Origin of the sequence: Lederbergia lenta NBRC 16444 (assembly GCF_001591545.1) — a bacterium.
Lineage (GTDB): Bacteria > Bacillota > Bacilli > Bacillales > Bacillaceae_C > Lederbergia > Lederbergia lenta.
This window is the reverse complement of record NZ_BCVC01000003.1, coordinates 81,386-104,436: the sequence shown is the minus strand read 5'-3', so window position 1 is coordinate 104,436 and position 23,051 is coordinate 81,386. Positions and strand designations below refer to the sequence as shown.

Genomic DNA, 23,051 nt, shown 5'->3' with positions numbered 1-23,051 from the left:
GGTAGAGTGATCATGTGAAAAATAAAAAAAGGATTCCTGTTTTTATACATTAGCGATTGTCTTTTTATTGAATTTAGGTATTTTTTGGTTAGTCAGAACGTCGCTTTCAATAGGATGGGAGGCCTTCTTATATCACGCACTTATCTATATGTTTATAATCCTATTTGTTCTAGCACTTTTGGTTGCTATAATTATTAATCTCGTGAAAAAATGAAATCGTAAATATATGTTCGCAATTGAAATGCCATTAATTTAGAATGGTGAAATGAAATAGATGAAAATGATTCAATAGAAAGAATCCATTTTAATTACTGTGAAATATCAGTTCCAGAGATATTTACCCCAACGTTATTTTAAAGCAATGTTAAGTTACTATGGTGTAAATTCAATATTTTAAATGCTGGTTCCGTTCTTCCACAATCGAGCCGAATGTGGAAGAAGGAGACGTATAGAATCTTGAACTTTATAAACGTTCTTTAATTCTCCTTTTGCGATAAAGCATCATCCCAGCTTCAGATAAATCGCTAACCATGGAACGATTAACAAAGGCCCCGAAAACCAAGCCAGCAATTGGAATCATTTGAAAGAGCTTTTTCCATCCGACTTGATCCCGGTATGTAAATACAACTTCTCGCCACCCTTGAAGTTCAGAAATAATTTCTCTATTCTTCTCTGCTTCCAGAGAGTCTATAAGGGATAATTGTTGTAATATCGCTTGCTTGCCGACAATATCTGATGAAACGAACTGTAAAATTTTCACGATATACATTCTTTCCTTTTTATCATTCGGGTCAAATCCGTAACAAATCGCGATGTCTTGAAGTGTTTTTAATTGAATGCCAAGGAGCAATGGGATATCGATAGATAAGGTTAGAATTCCCCCGAAGCCTGTGCTTGCACCTTGAATGGTGGCCATTCGCCTTCGGTTATTCGTAAGTTTGCTAACAGCATGATCCATTTCAGCGATGGTGATAGTATTCAAATCGTCCAAACTTTGCACATTTTTATGAGGATAATAGGAACTCAATGATGATACAGAGCTTAAATATCTGCCCCCAGATTGAATGTATTGACCTAACTCATCAAGAATGATGCCAATTTTATTGTGTATAAAGGCAGGTGTAACCTTGTCTAAAAGTCTAAATGGAAGACGACCGATTTTATCCCAAAACCATAAATCACTTTGTTCTTGTTCCCACTTCTCGCATTTTTCTAGCTCAATAAGCAATTCATTCGTTGTTTCAACCACTAGATCCTTCACCTCCTTTATAAAATTTTCATTCTATTTTATTTACTTTTATTTAAAATTCACTTTCAGATGCATCTTCTAATTGAAATATATGACATCTAAATTATGTGAATAATGTCCAGATCTTTGCTTGCTGTCCCTTCATTAAAAGAAAGCCTTGTTTTAAAATGATAAGATATATCTTCTGTAGAAACTTGAATAGTATCGGGTATTTTAAATGTAAATGATATTTTATACTCTTTTTCTGATTGGATTATTTTTGATGATAAAATGGTGGTTGTAGCAACTATTTTTTCTAATCCTGTAGATCGTTCAGTCATGACCAAATCACACTCAATACGTTTAGCCTTTTGATCAATGGTCCCGCCTTTGATAACGAAAAAGCCCTTAATAATTTCGCCAGCCGTATATGATTCCTTCGGTAAAGCAAGATCTATTTGCGCGGAACCTATTCCTAAAAGAGACATATATTTTCTCAGTAGCATAAACAACCTCCTGTATTATTTATTTAATTGCAAATGTTTTTCATCCATACGTTTTTCGATTTTTTCCATCAAGGCCTTATCATTAAGAAGCTCTTCTTTGTTTTTTTTATTAACTCAGACATGGATACCTTTCCCTTTTTCATGGTATCAAATCACCTCCATTTTTTTACAGTGCTGCCTCGTTATTGACCAATAAAAAAACCTTTACCATTTGGATATGGTAAAGGTTTTTACGTATATACAGACCTTTACCAATAGGTAAAGGTCTCGCTAACAACATTATGTTGCTAACAAAGCCGAGAGTATTAAACTCCGTAATGACGACTTTGTTATTAAAGCTACTCCCCTTTAGGAGGATTATTCAACTGTATGAATTAATCATAAATAATATTTATTGATTTGTCAATTCAGATCCCTGTAATCTTATCGCTTATTGAATTTTTTTGGCTTTAGTGAAACTTGTTCCTCATACATTTTCCAGTAAAGGGCATATTACTCTATGATGTGTTGAATAGGAGGTTGTTTAAATGGAGGATAAAACCAATATACGATTAACGGCTGCGGAAATGTCTAGTTTATGGGCACAATTTATCAATGATACACTAGCAGTCTGTGTTAATACATATTTCTTGGAAAAGGTAGAAGATGAAGAAGTACGTCCTATTATCGAATCTACATTAAATGTGGCAAAAAGTAATATTTCAGTGATGAGTGAGATGTTTAAAAAGGAAAATTTTCCAATACCTGTTGGCTTTTCAGATGAAGATGTACATCATCAAGCCTCTAGACTTTTTTCAGATACTTTTGTTCTAATGTATTTACGGCAAATGTCCATTCTTGCAATGGCGGCAAGTGGTGCAGCATTGGGGTTGGTGACTCGATCTGACATAGTTACTTTTCATAAAAATGTGTTAAAAGAAGGAGTAAACTTGCAGGATAGAACGAGGGAATTAATGTTAAAACAAGGTACGTATATAAGACCACCATATATATCTATTCCAGATAAAGTCGATTTTGTGGAAAAACAACAGTTTTTGGCAGGTTTTTTTGGAGACAAAAGGGCTCTTACCTCTGTGGAAATTACTCATTTATTTATAAATGTTCAAACTAATTCGATTGGGAAAGTTCTAATGATGGGATTTGCCCAGACTGCCAAAAATGAAGAAGTGAAGCAGTTTTTATTAAGAGGGAAAAAAATTGCTCAAAAACATATTGAGTTGTTTAGTAAGACTTTGACAAGGAATGATATACCTGCCCCAATGAGTTGGGATTCTGCTGTGACAGATAGCACATCAAATGTTTTCTCAGATAAGTTAGTGATGTTTCATGTATCAGCAATGATAGCAGCAGGTATTGGAAATTACGGAATGGCAATGGCTGCAAGTCCGAGAAGGGATATAGGACTAAAATATGCTTCTTTAATTCCGGAGATTTCACTTTATGCAGAAGATGGAGCTAATATTATGATTAAACACGGATGGATGGAGGAACCTCCACAGGCAGATGACCATGAGAAATTGGCAAAGAGTTAGAAGGAAGTTTGAAAAAGGATATTTTGCTCAGACGAAACGTGTTGAGCAAGCATGAAAGGATTGATTCTTCCTTCTATCATTTTAATCTTCCTATGCAGACCGTTATTAAATTAAAAATAGGGCGCTTCCTTAGCAAAGTAAGCGCCCTCTAACAGAAGAATATCTTGTTTTGTTCCATTGTATGTGATGTTAATTAGACATTATTTACCTTATTTTTTAAAGGTATGACTTTCCAATAGGTTAAAATCCTCCATACCCACTCAAATGGTCCCATTTTAAATAGTTGTAACCATACTAAACTGCAAATAATTTGAATTACATAGATTACTATACATAAGTATAGCGTTTGTATATACGAAAGGTTTGCTGTGAAATGAAATAGATTTCCCGCGAGCAAAATAAAGGCTGTTTGTCCAAGATAATTTGTTAATGCCATTCGTCCATAATATTTAAGAGGCGCTAACAGTATCTGTACTAATCTTGTTTGTAAAAGTAATAGTAACAAACCGATGTAAAAAGCAGAGATAATTGGTCCGACTGTTATACCTAATTTCAAAAAGATACTTGCTTGATCGATTAAGCCGCCTTCATCTACGATAATCATATTTTGAAATGGTAGATCAGGTATATTGTGGTATTGAATATATAAACCTATCCCACTTAGTAAGGACATAAGAGCTGTAAATATGGCAATTTGTTTCGTTTTTTGTGAAAGATTTTCAAACACTCTATACTGCCCACAAGCAATCCCCAATAATATGAGAGGGAGAGTTAAAGCTGCTTTTAATCCCATTACACCAAATATAACAATGAAAATGATGCTTAGTGTTAAATTAATATGATTATTTACTCTATAAAATGGTAATGTAATAAGTCCGTAAATGGCATAAATCATTAATGCTTCTCCTGGCTGAAACATTGAATGTATAATTCCGAAAGCTAATAATACAATGAGCCTGCGTAAAAGTAGAATAAACCCATTCTTTCCTTTTGCATTAGCTCGCGTAATAAAGATATAAAATCCTACGCCAAATAAAAATGAAAAGATGGTGTAAAAGCGACCCTCTACAAATAAATACAAAAATCGTTGATAGCTTGCATCAATTGTATTTGGTTCTGGTATTTTAGTGTGGAGTAATGCAAGAATATTAACTAAAATAATTCCCAATAATGCAAAGCCCCGAATATAATCAAGCGCATCAATTCGACTGTTCGTGATACCTTTTTCCATGTGCCACTCTCCTTATCCTGACTTATTCTATAATAGATAATTAGTAAGACCCATCGTTTTACCTTACAAATTCACTTACACTTTTGTAAGATTTCAAGTAGTTGATTTGAACTATCTTTTATTTGGGGATTAAACGCGCGCTTCGTTTGTTTTATAGATGATCCTTCTTGCGAATCAATCTATTACTGGCATTATCTCTTCTTCTTTGTATAGTTATTTGAATATGTCCACAATAATTAAGGGAAGAATAGACTGATCAGACATACATACAGTACTATGATCTTCGTTCCTTAAGATTATTTTAATCTTTGCTAAAAAGTTAAACACTAAAATAATTAAACTTGCAGGTGCTACAATGGTAAAATATAATTTAAATACTTGAAAAAAGTTTGAAAAGAGGAAAATAAAATGAGCACAATTGCTAAACAAAAAACCAATATGCTGAGAATGGTTGTCCAAGCAATCTTGGTTATTATCGGAGGATTTATCACAGCATACGGACTAGAATCTGTATTAATCCCAAACAATGTATCAGATGGTGGCGTGACAGGTCTGAGTATTGTGGGCTCTCAATTAATTGGATTACCGTTGGGACTTCTTATAGCGGTGCTGAATATCCCATTCATATTTTTAGGATATAAACAAATAGGTAAGGGCTTTGCTATTTATTCAGTTATCGGAATAGCTTCCCTGGCAGTGGGAACTATCGTGATGAGGCATGTACCAACTATTGTCCAAGCTGATACATTGTTAGTAACCGTTGTTGGTGGTATTATCATCGGTTTTGGTATGGGGTTAGCATTAAGAAATGGCGGTGCTTTAGATGGGATTGATATGTTAGCCGTACTACTTTCTCGAAAACTGCCATTTGGAACAAGTGACCTTATCTTATTCTTAAACATGTTTGTCTTTATTGTTGTCTCAACAGTTTTCGGTCTTCAAGGAGCTATATTATCAGCGATTGCTTACTTTATTGCCTCTAAAGTCATTCACATAGTGGAAGAAGGTTTAAGTGGCTCTAAAACCTTTAAAATTATGACAAATCAACCTGAATTAATGATAGAAACAATTCGTGATCGTTTAGGTCGAGGAGCCACATTTAAAGTAGTTCAAGGCGGTTATTCAAATGAACAATTCAAAGAAATCACTTGCGTCATTAACCGTTTAGAAGATAGCAAAATGAAAGAAATCATTCGCGAAATTGATGAGAATGCCTTTGTGACGGTATATGACGTAGCGGAAGTTAAGGGCGGTAGCTTCAAAAAGCATGATATTCATTAATTTCTAAAAATAGGAAAGATCGTATCTTTTAAAAAAATAGTAGGTTTATCAGCAAAACAGATTAGTATGAATAAGTGTAATGTTGGTAGCTTATTTAACAGATGATTTTAAAATAAGCTACCAAGAAAGATTTGCTCTATCGGCATATTTAACAGGGGATAGCTCCATCACTGTTTTTATACTCTATTATATTAAGATTAGTATTTACAAGTTACTTCATTTAAGGTGAGATAATCTGTTTTTGTATGATGAAAATTAATATGAAAAACTCACTGGAACTTTCTTAAAGAAGCTTTTTTATCCCTATTTTCCATCTTATTCAACTTTGATTTCATTCTTTCGTTTCACATACCAATTCAAAAATGAATGTGCAAATTCTAACGGTACGTCGTCCAAGCCTGAATGTTGCACTGGCTTTCCCCTGTTGATTGTCTCGATGGACGCGAGACCGAGAACTTTTTGAATAATGTTTCGCCTGACCTTTACTTCAATTATCTTTTCTCGTTTTGAGACGAATAAAGAGGTAGTAAATACCCCTTTTTTAAACTGGATAAATTGATCATTTATTCTGTAACTAGAATGTGAAAAATCTAATAATCTTGATATTAAAATACAAATCAAAAGGACTGCTGATAGGATCATCCAAGATTGTTCCACATTCCCAATTATTGGCTCTAAATAATATAAAGCGCCAGTTGCGAGAGCCCAAAGCCAGCTTGGCCATAATAGACGCAACCAAAAGGACCTTTCGGGGAGACGGATCATGTCCTGTGTAATCATATATGATGGCAAAATTTCTGAAACGATCTCATTTGCCTTGTTAACCGGTAGAAAAGGATAGAGTGTGTTAACTTCAAGGGTATCTTCCCCATAACTTAAGCTGCCTGCACTGGTCAGCTTCACTTTAACAAGCCCGAGTAATCTTTTCATCCAGGATTGTTCCATTTCAATCGCCTGGACTCTATCTTTTGAAATGGAGAAGGCTGTTTCATTGATGACACCTCTAGTAATATAAATGTGATTCGAATCTGAAGATATTTCAGATTTCCCATACTTTAAATAGGTTCTCACGATTCCAAAGGTGGCAGAAGCAATAACGAGTACGATAACAATAATTGTTACAATCCACCATGAGCTTATCAGCTTATCGAAGAATCCCTCAGCAGTATCTTCTACATGAAAAATTTCATCTATTTTATAATAAAATGAACTAATTAAAGGTATTAGAACTAAAAAACTTAAAGATGAAAAGGACGCTTTTAAAATATCCTTTTTCGTTGCATGAAAATGAATCATTCGATTGGAATTTTGCCGTTCAGTCTCCGGATTATCAAATTCATACATTTGATAATCTGCAACTGGCTCCTTATTTTTAAGATATACTTCCATCCAATCAGCCTCTGCTTGAGAGATTACTTCAAACTTTATCTTCGCATTTTCATCTGTCATCACAGTTTCAAATTGAATAGAAGTCATTTTAACCATACGATGAAATAACGAAGTGTGACGTTGAATGTTTTGAATTTTAGAAAGTGGAATCGTTCGTTCAGATTTTATAAGTAGTCCTTTATAAAGATGAAAAGCCTTATTATCAAGTTCGTATTTGTGGGTGAGCCATTTATAAACGATTGAAAATAGGGTAAACCCAACTGCGAGCAGGAAAACTATCTTGCCGTATTTGATGAAGGAAGAATCCGAATCGGCCTTCACCACATATAAAAAAAATACAAAGAAAAAGGAATTTCTTAATAATTTGCCTAAATCAAAAAGCATAACAAGTGGAGAATAACGTTTCATCTTCTTCATTATTCCACTTCCTTCAATTTTGCGTATTGCGCAATTTGATTCCTCAACTCAACTGCCACCTCTTTAGGTAGGGCAGGTATGGTGTGGGAAGACCCCATTGTTTCAATCGAAACGGAGCAGAGTTCATATTTTCTAAGAATTGGCCCTTGTTCGGTTGCGACTGATTGAATTTTTGTCATCGGGATAAGTTGATGCGTTTCATTCATTGCGCCTGATTTCAGTTGCAGGAATTCCTCGTCTACATCATAACGCCAATTTTTATAAAGTAAAAATGGGTGGATCAATGACCAAATTCCGCCTAACAAAGAAAATGTTGTAATTACTATCAGTATCCACCCAATCCAGGTTTTCCACGAAAAGCGATAATCAAGGTAAAATAAAATACTTAGGATGAGGATACCGATGATATTGCCAATTGTGTCACTGATGAGCCAAACTTTAATTGCGTCCTTTGATAAACGTTTCTGGGGTGTGTTCAAAAAATCATCACCTATATTTCTCTCCCTTCGATTATTCCTCTAAAAATATTTCTTCAAGTGATGGTTCGTCTACATCAACACGATAGACATCGATTTTATACTGGTTAAAAGCTCGTATGATTTCAGCAATTTTTTTCTCGTGATCAAGTGTAATGGTTACATACGACTCTTTCATATCTAAATCTGACCCTACAGAATGAAGCCATTGGTTCAGTGTCAACTGCTCGGCTTTAGGGATTGCAGAATGCTTAAATTTTACTGTGAGTGTTGATCGATAGAAGGATCTTAGTTCATCTATTGTGCCGATTTTGACTATCTTACCATCTTTCATAATGGCGATTCGCGTACAAATTCTCTCTACTTCATCTAAATTATGGGATGTCATAAAGATCGTTTTCCCTTGTTTTTTCAAATTCAAGATCAGTTTTTGAATTTGAATGACGGATTCTGCATCCAATCCAGAAGTTGGTTCATCGAGAAAAACTAATTCCGGGTCGTGGATGATCGCTTGTGCAATCCCAAGCTTCTTCTTCATGCCGAATGAAAATTTAGCTGTTTTTAACTGTGCCTGTTCCGCTAAGCCGACCAATCGTAAGACTTCTAAACAACCGTGTTTTCCTATGGGGTTTTCTGAAAGAGCAGATAGGAACTTTAAGTGATCCATTGCGGTTAACGAACCATAGAATGTGGAATAATCAGGCATTACGCCGACTCTCTTCTTTACTTGATCATTTGGTCCCGTTACTCCTAAAAGCGAGTATGTACCAGAGCTTGGTTGAATAATACCGGTCAGCATATTGATAAAGGTAGACTTTCCAGCACCATTCCGACCAAGAAAACCAAATACTTCCCCTTTTTTTACAGTCAAATCAATTCCTTGTACGACCTGAGCCGCCCCGTATGATTTCTTTAGCTGTTTCGTTTCAATGGCGATCATTAGCATTCTCTCCTCTTGAATATTAGATGGGCAGTAAAAAGCATCAAACCTGCAAATATTAATATCACTAAGTATGTAAAATCATCCCGTTCTAAATAATAAAAAGGTGCAATAAACTTTATCCAGCTTACCCATGCATTTGGTGTAAAGGAAACCCATAACCCGAAAATCGGAAAGGCAAGACCAATGATGGTCCCAAGAAACATGGTAATTCCGGGTTTCGGGATGAGGACTGATAGCAAAACGGTCAAGGCAATTTGGTATATTAATAAGCTCATTATTTGAGAAAAAATAAATAGATCAAACTGTTTGGCAAAGATGCTGACAATCAGGAATGAGATTGCCACACAAACAAACCAAAAGAGGGCAATACCGAAAAACTTTCCATATAAAATGGAGGATCTTGATGTCCTGGTTACTAGAAATCGCATTGTTCGTTCATGTGTTTCTCTGTTCATACAATCATGGGATAGCCCGGTAATAAATAGTTGCCCAAATAAAAAGAGTAAAGTCAAAAGACCAAGCGTATGAATATGTTTAGCTTCCTCCGGTGTAAATTCAATCACACCCATTAATACATTTGAAAACTTGGCTGAATAATAGGCGGTTAATAATAAAATTGCAATAATAAAAATCGACTTTATCCCTTTAAACAAACTATAAAATTCCCTTTTACTAATATTATACATACGTTGTTACTCCCTTCTAGTGTTTCCTAGCTGAGATCATTATAAGATGCATACCTTAAGCCAATGGAAACTCCACCTTAATTTCTCCTTAATTTTTAAACACTTTTGAATAATGGATGATATGATAATAAATGAATGAAATAGAATAGGTGATCCGTATGCAAGAAGCACAGATATTAATTGTAGATGATGAAAAAGCCATTTTGCACATGTTAACGACCATTTTAAGAAGAGAAGCTTTTAAATATATTGATACAGCATGTACAGCAGAGGATGGACTTGCCTTATGTAAAACAAAACGATATGACTTAATCTTATTGGATGTAATGCTTCCCAATCGTAGCGGCTTTGATATTTGTCCTTATATAAGGGAAACGACTGATGCTCCCATTTTCTTTTTAACGGCAAGATCTACTGATTTGGATAAGCTCTCGGGTTTTGCGTTAGGAGCAGATGATTATATTACAAAACCTTTCAATCCATTGGAAGTTGTTGCTAGGATTAAAGCCCATTTACGTAGAAATACAGTAGCACCTCCTTCTCATACTAATTATCAATATGGAAATATCTATGTAAATACTATTTCAGGAGAAGTGATGGTAAATAAAAAAAGCGTGGATTTACCTGCTCAAGTATATCAACTATTCATTTTCTTTTGTAAACATCCAAATCAGTTATTCAGCAAAAGTCAGCTTTATGAACAGGTATGGGGTGAGGAATTTCTAGGTGAGGATAATACTGTAATGGTTCATATAAGAAAACTTCGTGAAAAAATCGAGGAAAATCCAAGCAAGCCATCTCGCATTGTTACAGTGAGAGGTCTTGGATATAAATTTGTACCTGCTGGAGACCAACGTGAACATTCATAAACGATTTATTGTACAATTTTTCATTCAAATAGTCCTGGCCTTTATTTTGTTATCTCTTATTTTAATGACTATCTGGGCCATTATTGGATTTTCCACCATGGATTCCGAAGTAACGAAAGATTTATCCAAAGCAGATACCTTATTTTTTACATCCAAAGTTTCAATTAAAGAAGATGAGGTTACATTCGATGAAAAACTAAAAAAAATAGCGAAGAATCAAAATGGCCAATTGCTTGTTTTAACGGAGAAGGGTGATGTGGTTGGTTCTTATAATACTACCGAACAAGTACCTAAACATTTAGACAAGAGTGATCTCATCCCAATGATCTTGGAAACTTCTGACGAATACTCTTATTGGAAATTAGATGGAGAGTATGCACAAACGCATTTCCTGTTATTTGGTAAAAGAAATGCTGGGAAAGAAATATTAAATGAGATGAAGTCAAAGGTGGATTGGGAAAATCAGCAACTTAACCTTTCCGACGTAACCCTTCGGAAAGTCAAAGAAGAAAACGGTTGGATTCAGTTGATCGATCCAACAGGACAGGTAATAGATGAATATGGTGCGAAGGAACGGCCAAATAGTTACTCGATTCAAGATCTAGTCACATTGTCACGAGACGAGCATCCTTCAACTGCTGCTTACTTTGATCAGGAGACGAAACAATCAATTGTTATAGGGACACAAGCTAATTCACCCTTTAATATAGAAGAAGGCCTGAATAAAACAATCAGTCATAGTCTCTTTATCACTTTTATATTGTTATTCCTTTTACTCTTATTAGGGACGTTTTGGTATGCCCGTAAATTCGGAGTGCCATTGATTATGATGATGAAGTGGATTAACAATCTAGGGAAAGGTGTATATGAACAGCCAACCGATCTCCATCAACATAGCGTCTTGCTAAATAAAAAGGGGAAGTTGAAAAAGAAATACCGATTATACAAGGATTTCATTAGAACCCTTATTCAATTGACAGAAACTCTAAAGAAAAACGAATCTGAGCGGGTGAAAATGACTCAAACAAGGGAAGAGTGGATTAGTGGAATTTCTCATGATTTAAAAACGCCGCTTTCTTCTGTTGCAGGATATTCACAAATGCTGGAGTCTGAAAACTATTCATGGAATGAAAAGGAAACAAGAGAGTTTGCAAAAGTTATTTCCGAAAAATCTTCCTATATGATGGAATTACTTGAGGACTTGACTTTAACATATCGTTTAAGAAATCAAGCATTGCCTATTGCAATAGAAAAAATGGATCTCAATGAATTTATACGTCGGACGATTATCCATTTTATTAATGACCCCGCCAATAATGAGATGGAATTTATCTTCCAACCTTTTCGTGAAACTATATTCGCATTCATTGATCCAAAATGGTTTCAACGGATTATCGATAATCTGGTGGCAAATGCGATTAAGTATAATCCATCTGGTACCGTGATCACGGTATCCATTTCTTTAATCGAACAACATCTAGCCATCATTAAGATTGAAGATAATGGGATGGGAATGAGTAGTGAAACGCTTGATAAGCTGTTTCAACGTTATTATCGCGGCACCAACACGAGCGAGACAGGGAGCGGAACCGGCCTAGGAATGGCCATTACCAAACAATTGGTGCAGCTTCATAATGGCTCCATTCAAGTGAAAAGTACTCTGGGCAAGGGTACTACGATTCGAATTATTCTTCCAATCAATACAGAGCAAAGTAAGGAGTAATAACTGGAAAAAGGAAACTCTATAATAACGTGTAGGTACTAGGCGAGGCTCCATACTTTAGATCTACCGTTCATGTGTAATATAATCGCACATGATCAGGTATATATTCCTGGCAACAAAGTCTTATTTAAAGATCTAAAAAGGAGTAGGAAACAAATTATGACTATTGGGCGAGAAGTTTTAGATTCGACAATCATGTTTAGTGCCATTGAACAATCATTAGCAATGATTACATTTGACACTGACGGGAAAATTTTATGGGTGAATAGTAATTTTTCCAAGGTTATTGGATACGAGTTAGAAGAATTAACATCGATGCATCATCAACAATTATGCTTGCCTACATTCTCACAAAGTCAGGAGTATGTGGCCTTTTGGAGAAATTTACGTAATAACAAAGCTTTTCATGAAAAAGTAGAAAGAGTTACGAAAGATGGTACTGTCCTGTGGCTTGATGCAATGTACACGCCAGTAGTTGGCAGTGATGGGCGTGTGAAGGCTGTCGTTAAAATTGCCAATGATATAACGAATCGAGAACATGTTTTACAAAATAGTACGTCTGAATTTATCGCTTTAGTGGAAGAAATGACAGCAAGTACAAATGAAGTACATAATGGATCACAAATGGCTGTTAAAGATATAGAACAACTAAAAGAAGAATCCACGACTGTCAAAGAAAATGTAGAACAAATTCAATCAATGGCTTCTATCGTAAAAGCAATAGCAACCCAATCAAACTTGCTAGGTTTAAATGCCAGTATTGAAGCAGCGAGAGCAGGAGATCATGGACGTGGTTTCTCAGTCGTTGCCGACGAAATTCGCAAGATGGCAGATACAAGTAAAAATGCCGCAGAAGATATCTCAAATCAATTAAATCAAATTCTAAATTCAGTCACGGTAATGGTAGAAAAGGTAGAACAAGTTACAGCTAAAATGGGTGAAAATTCGGCGTCCATTGAAGAACTCAAGAATGCCTATGAACATATCGCCAAAACTGCGAATAAGCTATCAGAGATTAATTGAATGTGTAAACTCACAGGGATTTGATGAAAACGGAATAAAACATATAACATGTGCATGTATAGATATAATGGATAAATATTCCACGTTGTGTAAAAGTGAGTTAAAATGAGAGGAGCAAGGTATATTGGCTGAATGTAGAGTGCAGTTTAGTGTCAATGCCTGCCCATTTTATAACTAAGGAAGAAACTCTTGTACATAATCCTTATACCGATGTAACTGATATGGAACCCATAATAAATACATTTATTATGTTATTCTTGCCCGCCTGCTTAGCAATTATTTCCTCATTCTCCGGCGTTTTTTACGCCTAGATGTATGTCTCTGAACACCTTCTATGTCGCCAATAGCCACTTTTTTCACATCATAAGGATGTTTCGTATTAATTTTTTCTAAGAACGAGTATTTCAAACAGATAAACGCCTGTTGTAACTGAACAAAATGGCCCTTTGTAAAACAACTTAACTGTGGCTTTTACAAAGGGTCTTTACTGTAAGTCTCAATCTACCCTCTGCATAGGGTGACTTTTGACACAACTCATGCTGTTATTTATCTCTTATTTTTACTAAAAAATAAGCGTTAATCCAAGCGGTAATTGGAATAATTAAGGCTACTCCAATACCAGCACAGAGTATATTGATCATTTCTGCGCTAAATACTTTAGAATTTATAATTTCTCCAAATGAATAGGATAAATCTTTAAACCATATAAGCAATCCCAAATAGCCTCCAAAGAAGGCAAAGAATAACGTATTGGTATCCGTTCCTAGTATATCTCTGCCAATACTTAATCCGAATGAGAATAAATCCTTTCTACTAATAAGTGGATGATGATTAAATACTTCGCGCATGGAAGAAGAGATTGAAATAGCTACATCTGCAATTGAGCCAATTGCACTCATAATAATTACAGCGGCACCAATTTTAACAAAGTCTACTCCGATATAAAGAGAAAACATGCCGATTTCCTCGACTTCTTCTTCGCCGAATCCCTGGATCATTGCTTTGTTTGTCGTGATAACAATAAAAAAGAGAAGGATGACAATGGTTATCATAGTAGAAATAAATGCTGTTTTTGTTTTACTGTTTATATCATTAATATAAAACAAGTTAATACAACTAATTACTGTACATGCAATCAAGGTTAAGATAATCGGATTAGTATTAGGAATGGTCATTATAATGATGGTAATAAGTAGTACACCAAAGTTTAGAAATAAAGCAAAAAAAGACCGTGCTCCTTTTTTACCGCCAATAAGTACCATTAATATAAATAAAATGGCTGCCAGACACACTGAAACATTCATTATCTTGCCCTCTTTCGATTAATAAAAAAAATAGAAACATATAAGCCTATCGGAATAGTTAACACAATTCCAATACCACCAGCTAAGGCTCGAGCTAATTCTAGTGAAAGGTTCATGGAAAGGGTAAACGACAAAGCAGAAGCGTTTTTTAAATATAAAACAAGCATTGGAATAGTTCCGCTTATGTATACAAAAAATAAAATATTCGTCATGGTACCCATAATATCTTTTCCAATATCCATACCTGATGTTTTAAGTGCTTTTATTGATATATTGTTGTCCTTCTCGTACAGCGCAAAGATGGAAGAAGACATGGTGATGGCAACATCCATTACGCCTCCCAAAGACCCAAGGAATAATCCTGCTATAAATACATCTCGATAGGGACGGGTTATAAATTGTAGTTCTTCATATCGGAGTCCATTTCCGGAAGTTCCCCATATAACTAGATAAGCAATCAATAGAGAAATAAAAGTTCCTAATAAGGTCGCACCAATAGCTGCATAAGTCTTTTCATTAAAACCGTTAATGAGTAACAAAGAAATGACAGTAAATAAAATTGCACTTATACTACAGATCCATAATAAACTCATGCCAGCGTTATTTATATACACGTCCAATGCATATGATAACAAAGCGGCATTGACTGCCAGACTTATAATGGAAAACAGACCTTGCCTTTTCCCCACGATAAGTAGGGTGAAAATAAAAATCCAAGCAATCATTAATAGATATTTATCTCGTTTTACATCGTGTATGTCTCCAGTTAACATTGTCTTTTTGTCTGAGTTTTTATCTATCGAAACAAATAATTCATTTCCAACTACAAATTCATGATCATACGCTCCGGACGAGGAATACTCATTAGTTAAATGAATAAGCTGTCCTTTTTCTTCACCATTTTTCAATTTGGCTACTATATGCTGAGTGGATAGACGATCTTTATTACGATACATATCAGTTACTTGATTTGTATCTTCCACATTCGTTTTGATCACTTCAGCTATGGGACGATCATAAAATGAGTAATTGTGATGAACAAATACAATGGAGATGGCAAAACAAAGCGTTAATATAATATAAAATAACATTTGTTTGTGAGTTATTTTTTTTATTTTATTTATGATAACATTCATAAAAGAACCTCCAGTTACGAAATGGAATCCAGCGTGTGAAACCTATTAGTTTGGAGCATACTTTCAAAAATATGCTGTTGTTACAGATTACGAATAGTGGTTAAGTTTAAACTTAAGCCTACCAATTATAAGGTGAAAATAAAAAAAGGATCAAAATTTTTTATATTAGCACTCATTCAATTTCCCTTCAATAATATACTTGATATAATTTAATATAAAAGGAAAACGCTCCGTTCTTTGGTATAGTGAAACTATTGAATGAAACACTACCATCACGGAAGATAATTATCAGGAGCTGATTTAATGAAAAGAATTCCGTTAAAAATGATTAGAAAAGATCTATTGAATATTCCTCAATATTCGCTTCCAACTGGTTTTCGAATTAGGTTGTTTGAAAAAGGTGACGAGCATAATTGGGCTAGAATTGAAACAAAAGTAGATGAATTTGAAAATGAAAAAGCTGCATTAGAACGCTTTAACAAAGAATTTGGAGCATATATTGATGAGATGTCCATACGTTGTCTATTCATTGAAAACGAACATGGAGAAGCGATCGCTACAACAACAGCATGGTATGGTGACTTAAATGGTGATGGCGAAATATCAGGTAGAATACATTGGGTAGGTGTCGTTCCTGAATATCAAGGCAAGAAACTTTCAAAGCCATTACTTAGCGCAGCTATGAATATTTTGGCTCAACATCATTCAAAAGCCTATCTTACATCGCAAACGACGAGTTATCAAGCGATCAATATGTATTTGAACTACGGATTCGAACCTTTCATTACAGGGCCAAGCTGTTATGAAGCTTGGGAATTGATAGAGAAAACTTTAAATAGACAAATTCTTTCCGGGAGGTAAAAATGATTAAAGCAGTTATTTTTGATTTTGATGGGTTAATCTTGGACACTGAGACGGCGTGGTATGATTCATATAAAGAAGTTTTAAAAAAACAGTTTGAATTTGACCTACCACTTGAAGAGTTTGTAAAATGTGTCGGCTCTAATGATACTTGGCTGTTTGAATACTTAGAAAAGGAAATTGCGGAACATCTAGATGCGGATAATATCCGCAGTAGTGCAGGCATATTACATACCGAATTTGTAAAAGAAGCAAAAGCTCGTGAAGGGGTGGTTGAATATCTTGCAGATGCACGTGAGGCAGGACTAACAATTGCCTTGGCAACGAGTTCAACTAGAGAATGGGTGACAACTCATTTGACCAATTTAAATTTGATTTCTTATTTTGACCATTTAATTACAAAGGATGACGTGGATCGCGTCAAACCAGCACCGGATCTTTTCTTGAAAACCATTGAAGTGCTGGGGATAGAGCCACATGAGGCAGTCGTTTTCGAAGATTCCCTAAATGGGTTAATTGCAGCACTAGAAGCAAAGATTCCTACTGTTGTTATACCAAACCCAGTCACAGAATCGCTGCCATTTGAAAATTATCATTTAAAGTTGAGCTCTATGGCGGATATGAGTTTACAGGATATTATTGAATCACTAAATAAATGAGTGAAAACGCAACTCTCCTCTGTTGTATGTTAAATTATATGGAAAATTGCACATGGCTATAGAGGAGAAATAAAGACATAAAATAAGAAGTATAATGGAAAAATGCTTCCCTGGCCTATTTTGAATAGTTAGGCTGGGAAGTTTCTCTGAAATGATGGCAGGATAGCTTGAGTTTGGCTGTACAAATACTTACTTCCGGAATCAATTTGCTTTAAAGAGCCCACTATTCTTGCGTTATTAAAGAACCACAGATAATTAAAGTAGTTATTCCCTCAATAATTCTTATAGACATTCACACACCTCATCCATAATTAATACCTTATAAAGATAATATCAATTAAATTCAGCAATTTTAATAACCGTAAGTTAATTAGGAGTGAGAGAAAATTGAAACGTTTTTATGCTCACACGATCCAACCAGGGGATAATTACTGGCTCTTAGCATATAAATACAATACAACGGTTGAGGCAATTTTTGCAGAGAATTATGGAGTAAATCCATACTATCTAAGTATCGGGCAGCGTATTGCCATACCGGTTCCGCAGACAATATATCAACAAAGACAACCAAATCATTGTATTAGTCAAGAAGAGGTTGATTATAGAAATGATATGCGAAGTCTTTGGGAAGAACATGTTGCATGGACGAGGATGGCAATCATTAGTTTGACTTTTAACTTACCGGACGTAGACTTTGTTATTACTCGTCTTCTGCAAAATGCTACAGACATGGGAAATATGATTCGCAAATTATATGGTGACTTTGCTGCTAAAACTTATGCTAATTTGATTAAGGAACATCTATTACTTGCGGCAGATCTTGTAAAAGCAACTTTAGCAGGTGATAAGCAAGCGGCGATGACTGCAGAACAAAAGTGGTATACCAATGCTGATCAGATTGCTGAGTTTTTGAGTAGTGTGAATCCATTTTTACCTGAAAATGTTGTTAGAGATATGTTTTACAAACACCTGGATTTAACGAAGCAAGAAGCTGTTTTTATGATTAATATGGATTATCAGAAGGATATTGAAACATACGATAAAATTGAGAAGGAAGCAAGGGAAATGGCGGATACAATTTCTGATGCCATGGTAAAATTGTATCCAAAAGTGTTCTAGCCGATAGTCATTTTTATTTGTATAACGCCTTCTTGTGAATGAAAGCAGGAGAATATTTATGTTCGTTTTCTTCAGGTTAAATTATTGAGGATAGTTAGTCTCTTATCGGGACTGATTATCCTTTTTTATTTACATAATTATTTAAAAAAATAAAGGTTATTAAGATAGTTCAATCAAACGGATACCCGTGAAGAATGGGAAAAAGATAGGTGGGGTGTTAGAGTATTAAACGCGAAGTATGGTATTGAATTATAGTCGTTCGACAAATCCCTTTGTTATAAACTTCACGAAAATTGGGAACATAGAATTTAAACAAAGCCTAAAAAAATATCGTAAAACTAAAATTACTTGGTGGGAGGAAATTTTCGGAGGGAAGTGCTCAAGATTATTCTAAATATATCCAGATCCTTTAAATTTTAATTAACGAACTACAACCTACTTGCAATGATTTAAATAGTCTTACAAAAGAACACATCGAGAAGGTATGACAACTTTTGATATAAAAAAATATGAGCTTCTTATAGAATCAACAACTAAAATGATTGAAGAGCTAAAGAATATGGCAGAGAAGATATGATGGAAGCCAATGAACAGAACTTGAAAAGATTCCAAGAAATATATAATACCATTAAGGGTAGAAACGCCATCTTTGAGCGCTTTGAGCGTATACAGAGACAACTAGAACGTAAGCAAAAGAAAGGGTCAGGAATGGCTAATTTTAACCGAGAAGAGCAAATGAGACACTTATATGAAGAGCGTAAACGAAAAACCAAAGAAAACAAACGATTACGCGAAGGAGAAAATATAAAATTAGCAGGTTTTTTTGATAGGCTTCGTTAAAGATGAATGTTGATTTTCTTATTAAACTAACGTTGCAGTATAGTTTAATAAGAGTATTATTTAAATACAACCAGATATAATAAATAGGAGGGTGAGATATGACAGATTCGATGGCGAATTTCTATAACGACCTTGCAGAAGAATATCATCTTATTTATTCGAACTGGGATTATGCTATTGATCAACAGGGTTCAATTCTTGATCACATCATTAGCGGCATTTTGGGGAATGTAACAGAAACAAAAATCGCTGTTTTGGACTGCTCCTGCGGCATAGGTACGCAAGCCATTGGCTTAGCAAAGCGTGGGTATGTTGTTACAGGGACAGATATTAGTAACTCATCTATATTACGAGCTAGCCGTGAAGCTAATTTACGAAACGTCTCAATTAACTTCAATGTTGCTGACTTGCGGTCTTTACAAAAAGACGTAGGTGGTGTGTTCGATGTGGTGTTATCAGCGGATAATGCACTACCGCATCTGTTGACTGATGAAGATCTATCATTGGCATTTCAGAACTTGTCCTCTAAATTAAGACAAAATGGGGTATTGATTTTAACACTGCGGGATTATGACAAACTCATCACCGTAAAACCGCGTGTTACCCAACCAAATGTTTTTGATGAGGGAAAGAGAATAACGTTTCAAGTTTGGAATTGGATCGATGATTTAAAAATGTACCAGCTTCTCCAATTCATCCTACAAGATATGAATGGGAAGTGGGAAATGAAGAGCTTCTCTACGACCTACAGAGCATTGCTTCGTGCCGAAGTGGATTCACTCCTTAAGTTTGGTGGATTTACTGAAGTGGAGTGGCATATGCCAGAAAAAACAGGTTTTCATCAACCAATTGTAACAGCTCGAAAATCATAAAGCTGTGCCACTTATTTTCAAATAACGGGTGCTTTCGTTGAAGAAGACCATCAAAAATGATGGTCTATTTTTATGTTTCAAATATCAACATTATTGTTTAACAGAGCCTTTTTTTATATGTGTAGTCCTTTTACTTTTATATACTAAAGCATTATGACCCTAAGATAACGTCAGGATGTCTTTTTTTTATTTACTAGCATTTACTAGCGGTTAATAGCTATTTACTGGCCGTCATGAAAGGGCTACTGTCCATGGAAGTAAACTTACTGTCTGTCGCGAGCAAATTACTGGCCGTTGTAGCCAAAATACTGGCTGTCAGGACTTTTAAGGCTACTAGTTAATAGGCCCTTTCATTACGATATTTTGCAATTGAATTATTGAACGAACCAACTTAATATTTCAGCATAGAGTTCTTCGGTAGGCCGAGAGCTGTCAAGCTTTAAAACAGGACTTTTTGATAATGTGATTTGATAAGTCTGTTCCGCATAAGTACCGGCCATGCTTGCATTTTTTTCTGTTAAATAGGTTTTACACCATTCTAAAAAGTCATTGGTATACCTTCCGTTTTCATCCCCCCACATTTCATTAAAGCCATTCCGTTCAGTTTCTCTGTTGCGTAATCTGTTCATGCGAATTTCTTCATCAAGAGAAAGAAACACTAAAAGGTCACGGTCGCTAAAACCTTTAGGACACCATGAAAAAATGGACCCAGAAGCGACATAACTACTGCAAGATGCCATGTCACTTTGATATAGTTTTTCGCGTATTTCAATTGGATTATTTACCGTGAACGAATCATCTTTCCAAAGATAATTATCTGTATCAATCCATTTTATATTTTCCTTTTCACTGATATATTTGGCTAAGGTACTTTTGCCAGTGCCTGAGCCGCCAATTATGTGGATTTTCACCTAAAGGTCCCCTCCCGTATAGAGATCAAGCGTATCCATGTACTAGTTTAAGTGATTTAAGTTTAGCGGAATTTCGGTCATTAGCAAAGTTACTTTTGGGGTCTAGGAAAATAACGATCTAATAATTTAAACGGATAGATATGCTAGGTAAAGGAGCTTTATTCTTATCTTAAGTAAACCGAGATATTTAGATACTGCAATTATACTTTGCAAAAAAGTGTTTAATACGAACATATATTTAGATAGTTCGTTATAATTAGAATGGGTAATGAAATTTAGAGGGGGAATGTGACATGGAAAAGATTAAATGGGGAATTATGGGGCCAGGTAATATATCAAGCAAGTTTGCATCTGATTTAGTACAGTCTGATCAGGCAGAACTTGTGGCAGTTGCGTCAAGAACACAAGGAAAGGCAGAGAAATTTGCAAGCGAATTCAATATTCCGCGTACTTATAATAGCTATGAGGAGTTTGTTAAAGACGATGAAATTGAGATCGTTTACATTGGGACACTACATCCAATGCATAAAGAAGGTGTACTACAATGCTTAAAGGCAGGCAAGGCAGTATTATGTGAAAAGCCGTTTACAATGAATGCACAGGAGGCGGAAGAACTTATTCAAGTCGCCAGAGAAAACGATACTTTTCTGATGGAAGCGATGTGGACACGATATTTGCCTGCGATTGTTCAAACGAGAAAGTGGATTGCGGAAGGGAAAATCGGAGAAATAAAAATGCTGACTGCTAATTTCGGTTTTGATATTGGATGGGCGCCGGAAAGTCGCTTGCTTGATAAGAAACTTGGCGGTGGGGCATTGCTGGATGCAGGCATTTACCCAGTTTCCTTTGCGTCCATGATTTTCGGACAACAACCTACCAGTATCAAAAGTAGCGCACATATCGGACAAACTGGTGTGGATGAGCAATTCTCGGCACTTTTTGAATACGAGAATGGGAGAACGGCTATGTTGAATGCAAGCGTGCGTTTAAATCTATCTAATGATGCGTTCATATATGGAACAGAAGGCTATATTCATTTGCCGAATTTCCTGTTTGGAGAGTCTACCAAATTGTATCGTTCCGGCTCGGAGGCGATAGAGTTTAAGGACGACCGTACAATGAATGGATATATTTTTGAGGCCGAAGAAGCGATGAGCTGTTTAAGGGCAGAAGATAAAGAGAGTCGGATTATGCCATTAGATGAGACTCAAGATATCATGGAAACATTGGATACACTGCGTAAGCAATGGGGATTGGAATACGAGTAAGCAAACAGAGCGAGACTCTCCTATAGTTGAGGGTCTCGCTGTATGTAGTCTAAAATAAGTTTGTTGGCGCAGCGAGCTAATCTAAACAGTAATAAAGAGTGGTTGTGATAATGAACGCATTAGCTCTAGTACTAGAACTAAAGGAATTATTCGGGATAAAAGATAAGTATATAGAATCTAACCATTTCCTCTGAGTGGTTTATATAACTATGTTCTATATTAGAAGTAAATTTAATCGTATCATTAGTAGTTAATGAAAATTTTTCACCCTGTATATCGATTGTAAGTTTTCCACGTTGCATGAGCACATACTCTTCCCCTAAATGCTTTTCGGATGTATGACTAAATCCAGGCTTTAGGTCTACGGTGAAAATTTCAAATTTCTTATCTGGGTGATATGGATAGAGAGAATATACAAGATAATTTCTATCATCATCAATAACTGGTGTTAACAAATTAATGTTTATTTTTTCAATGGGTGTTTTTTCAGACTCCTTCAAAAATGTAGAAAAGGATACTTGCAGCCCGTTTGCAATTTTCCAGAGAGTTGTAACAGTCGGATTTGACTTTCCATTTTCAATTTGAGCTAACATTGCTTTACTTACTCCACTTAATCTCGCTACTTTATCTAAACTCAATCCTCGTTTTTTTCTTATTTTGACAAGATTACTGGATATAACCTCTTGAATAGATTCCATAAATAATCTCCTTGACTCTTTATTAAAACCACTATAACATACAAATATCCAATATAACATATAATTAGGTGGGAGAACG

At 35.3% G+C, this 23,051-nt stretch carries 23 protein-coding genes; 11 read left to right on the top strand and 12 right to left on the bottom strand.

Translation table 11 applies throughout. The features are described from left to right. Positions 1-463: 463 nt before the first annotated feature. The 3 genes from BLE01S_RS12670 to BLE01S_RS21405 form a co-directional block, all read right to left on the bottom strand. A complete protein-coding gene (locus tag BLE01S_RS12670; RefSeq protein WP_066142589.1) occupies positions 464-1,249 on the bottom strand; it encodes an EcsC family protein in 786 nt (261 codons plus the stop codon). 98 nt (positions 1,250-1,347) lie between these two features. Continuing rightward, a complete protein-coding gene (locus tag BLE01S_RS12665; protein ID WP_066142585.1) occupies positions 1,348-1,734 on the bottom strand; it encodes a sporulation protein in 387 nt (128 codons plus the stop codon). A gap of 15 nt (positions 1,735-1,749) precedes the next feature. Further along, positions 1,750-1,806, bottom strand: a complete 57-nt coding sequence (locus tag BLE01S_RS21405; protein ID WP_476703236.1) for a hypothetical protein — start codon at positions 1,804-1,806, stop codon at positions 1,750-1,752. 455 nt (positions 1,807-2,261) lie between these two features. Here BLE01S_RS21405 and BLE01S_RS12660 point away from each other — a divergent pair, with 455 nt between their 5' ends. Further along, positions 2,262-3,266 carry a DUF3231 family protein gene (locus BLE01S_RS12660; RefSeq protein WP_066142583.1) on the top strand — a complete coding sequence of 335 codons (1,005 nt, stop codon included), beginning with the start codon at positions 2,262-2,264 and terminating at the stop codon, positions 3,264-3,266. Positions 3,267-3,459: 193 nt separating this feature from the next. On the opposite strand, the gene BLE01S_RS12655 is transcribed toward BLE01S_RS12660, so the two are convergent. Then, on the bottom strand, positions 3,460-4,497 hold the full coding sequence (locus BLE01S_RS12655) for a DUF418 domain-containing protein (RefSeq protein ID WP_066142580.1): 1,038 nt from the start codon (positions 4,495-4,497) through the stop codon (positions 3,460-3,462). A 408-nt stretch (positions 4,498-4,905) separates the two neighbouring features. Here BLE01S_RS12655 and BLE01S_RS12650 point away from each other — a divergent pair, with 408 nt between their 5' ends. Beyond that, a complete protein-coding gene (locus tag BLE01S_RS12650; protein ID WP_066142577.1) occupies positions 4,906-5,778 on the top strand; it encodes a YitT family protein in 873 nt (290 codons plus the stop codon). A 315-nt stretch (positions 5,779-6,093) separates the two neighbouring features. Here the strand turns inward: BLE01S_RS12650 and BLE01S_RS12645 are convergent, their stop codons facing one another. Genes BLE01S_RS12645 through BLE01S_RS12630 form a run of 4 tightly spaced genes read right to left on the bottom strand, consistent with a single transcriptional unit; the run spans position 6,094 to position 9,689 of the window. Continuing rightward, complete coding sequence (locus tag BLE01S_RS12645; protein WP_066142574.1) at positions 6,094-7,584, bottom strand: PH domain-containing protein; 1,491 nt, start codon at positions 7,582-7,584, stop codon at positions 6,094-6,096. Then, positions 7,584-8,063, bottom strand: a complete 480-nt coding sequence (locus BLE01S_RS12640; protein ID WP_066142570.1) for a PH domain-containing protein — start codon at positions 8,061-8,063, stop codon at positions 7,584-7,586. The genes BLE01S_RS12645 and BLE01S_RS12640 overlap by 1 nt, the downstream gene beginning before the upstream one ends. A 31-nt stretch (positions 8,064-8,094) precedes the next feature. Next, complete coding sequence (locus tag BLE01S_RS12635) at positions 8,095-9,000, bottom strand: ABC transporter ATP-binding protein (RefSeq protein WP_082788727.1); 906 nt, start codon at positions 8,998-9,000, stop codon at positions 8,095-8,097. Continuing rightward, positions 9,000-9,689 (bottom strand): ABC transporter permease, encoded by a 690-nt coding sequence (locus tag BLE01S_RS12630; RefSeq protein ID WP_066142565.1) that lies wholly within the window; start codon positions 9,687-9,689, stop codon positions 9,000-9,002. The genes BLE01S_RS12635 and BLE01S_RS12630 overlap by 1 nt, the downstream gene beginning before the upstream one ends. Before the next feature lie 158 nt (positions 9,690-9,847). Between BLE01S_RS12630 and BLE01S_RS12625 the strand changes: the two genes are divergently transcribed. The 3 genes from BLE01S_RS12625 (at position 9,848) to BLE01S_RS12615 (ending at position 13,304) form a co-directional block, all read left to right on the top strand. Beyond that, entirely contained in the window at positions 9,848-10,558 is a 711-nt protein-coding gene (locus tag BLE01S_RS12625; RefSeq protein ID WP_066142562.1) for a response regulator transcription factor, read from the top strand. Continuing rightward, entirely contained in the window at positions 10,545-12,281 is a 1,737-nt protein-coding gene (locus BLE01S_RS12620) for a sensor histidine kinase (protein ID WP_066142559.1), read from the top strand. The genes BLE01S_RS12625 and BLE01S_RS12620 overlap by 14 nt, the downstream gene beginning before the upstream one ends. A 159-nt stretch (positions 12,282-12,440) precedes the next feature. After that, on the top strand, positions 12,441-13,304 hold the full coding sequence (locus tag BLE01S_RS12615; protein WP_066142556.1) for a methyl-accepting chemotaxis protein: 864 nt from the start codon (positions 12,441-12,443) through the stop codon (positions 13,302-13,304). A 542-nt stretch (positions 13,305-13,846) separates the two neighbouring features. Here BLE01S_RS12615 and BLE01S_RS12610 read toward each other — a convergent pair. Together BLE01S_RS12610 and BLE01S_RS12605 are read right to left on the bottom strand one after the other, a co-directional pair. Next, entirely contained in the window at positions 13,847-14,608 is a 762-nt protein-coding gene (locus BLE01S_RS12610; RefSeq protein ID WP_066142553.1) for a YibE/F family protein, read from the bottom strand. Continuing rightward, positions 14,608-15,744 (bottom strand): YibE/F family protein, encoded by a 1,137-nt coding sequence (locus tag BLE01S_RS12605; protein ID WP_066142550.1) that lies wholly within the window; start codon positions 15,742-15,744, stop codon positions 14,608-14,610. The genes BLE01S_RS12610 and BLE01S_RS12605 overlap by 1 nt, the downstream gene beginning before the upstream one ends. A 303-nt stretch (positions 15,745-16,047) precedes the next feature. Here BLE01S_RS12605 and BLE01S_RS12600 point away from each other — a divergent pair, with 303 nt between their 5' ends. The 5 genes from BLE01S_RS12600 (at position 16,048) to BLE01S_RS12580 (ending at position 20,095) form a co-directional block, all read left to right on the top strand. Beyond that, a complete protein-coding gene (locus BLE01S_RS12600) occupies positions 16,048-16,605 on the top strand; it encodes a GNAT family N-acetyltransferase (RefSeq protein WP_066142547.1) in 558 nt (185 codons plus the stop codon). A gap of 5 nt (positions 16,606-16,610) precedes the next feature. Next, a complete protein-coding gene (locus BLE01S_RS12595; RefSeq protein ID WP_174521730.1) occupies positions 16,611-17,264 on the top strand; it encodes an HAD family hydrolase in 654 nt (217 codons plus the stop codon). A 387-nt stretch (positions 17,265-17,651) separates the two neighbouring features. Next, entirely contained in the window at positions 17,652-18,383 is a 732-nt protein-coding gene (locus BLE01S_RS12590; RefSeq protein ID WP_082788726.1) for a LysM peptidoglycan-binding domain-containing protein, read from the top strand. Between the two features lie 573 nt (positions 18,384-18,956). Next, complete coding sequence (locus BLE01S_RS21045) at positions 18,957-19,223, top strand: hypothetical protein (RefSeq protein WP_197713566.1); 267 nt, start codon at positions 18,957-18,959, stop codon at positions 19,221-19,223. A gap of 98 nt (positions 19,224-19,321) precedes the next feature. Continuing rightward, positions 19,322-20,095, top strand: a complete 774-nt coding sequence (locus BLE01S_RS12580; RefSeq protein ID WP_066142533.1) for a class I SAM-dependent DNA methyltransferase — start codon at positions 19,322-19,324, stop codon at positions 20,093-20,095. Positions 20,096-20,469: 374 nt separating this feature from the next. Here the strand turns inward: BLE01S_RS12580 and BLE01S_RS12575 are convergent, their stop codons facing one another. Then, positions 20,470-21,006 carry an AAA family ATPase gene (locus BLE01S_RS12575; protein WP_066142530.1) on the bottom strand — a complete coding sequence of 179 codons (537 nt, stop codon included), beginning with the start codon at positions 21,004-21,006 and terminating at the stop codon, positions 20,470-20,472. Between the two features lie 293 nt (positions 21,007-21,299). On the opposite strand from BLE01S_RS12575, the gene BLE01S_RS12570 reads away from it, so the two are divergent. Further along, positions 21,300-22,274, top strand: a complete 975-nt coding sequence (locus tag BLE01S_RS12570; RefSeq protein ID WP_066142527.1) for a Gfo/Idh/MocA family protein — start codon at positions 21,300-21,302, stop codon at positions 22,272-22,274. 146 nt (positions 22,275-22,420) lie between these two features. Here BLE01S_RS12570 and BLE01S_RS12565 read toward each other — a convergent pair whose 3' ends face one another. Further along, on the bottom strand, positions 22,421-22,972 hold the full coding sequence (locus tag BLE01S_RS12565) for a helix-turn-helix domain-containing protein (protein WP_066142525.1): 552 nt from the start codon (positions 22,970-22,972) through the stop codon (positions 22,421-22,423). Positions 22,973-23,051 lie beyond the last annotated feature (79 nt).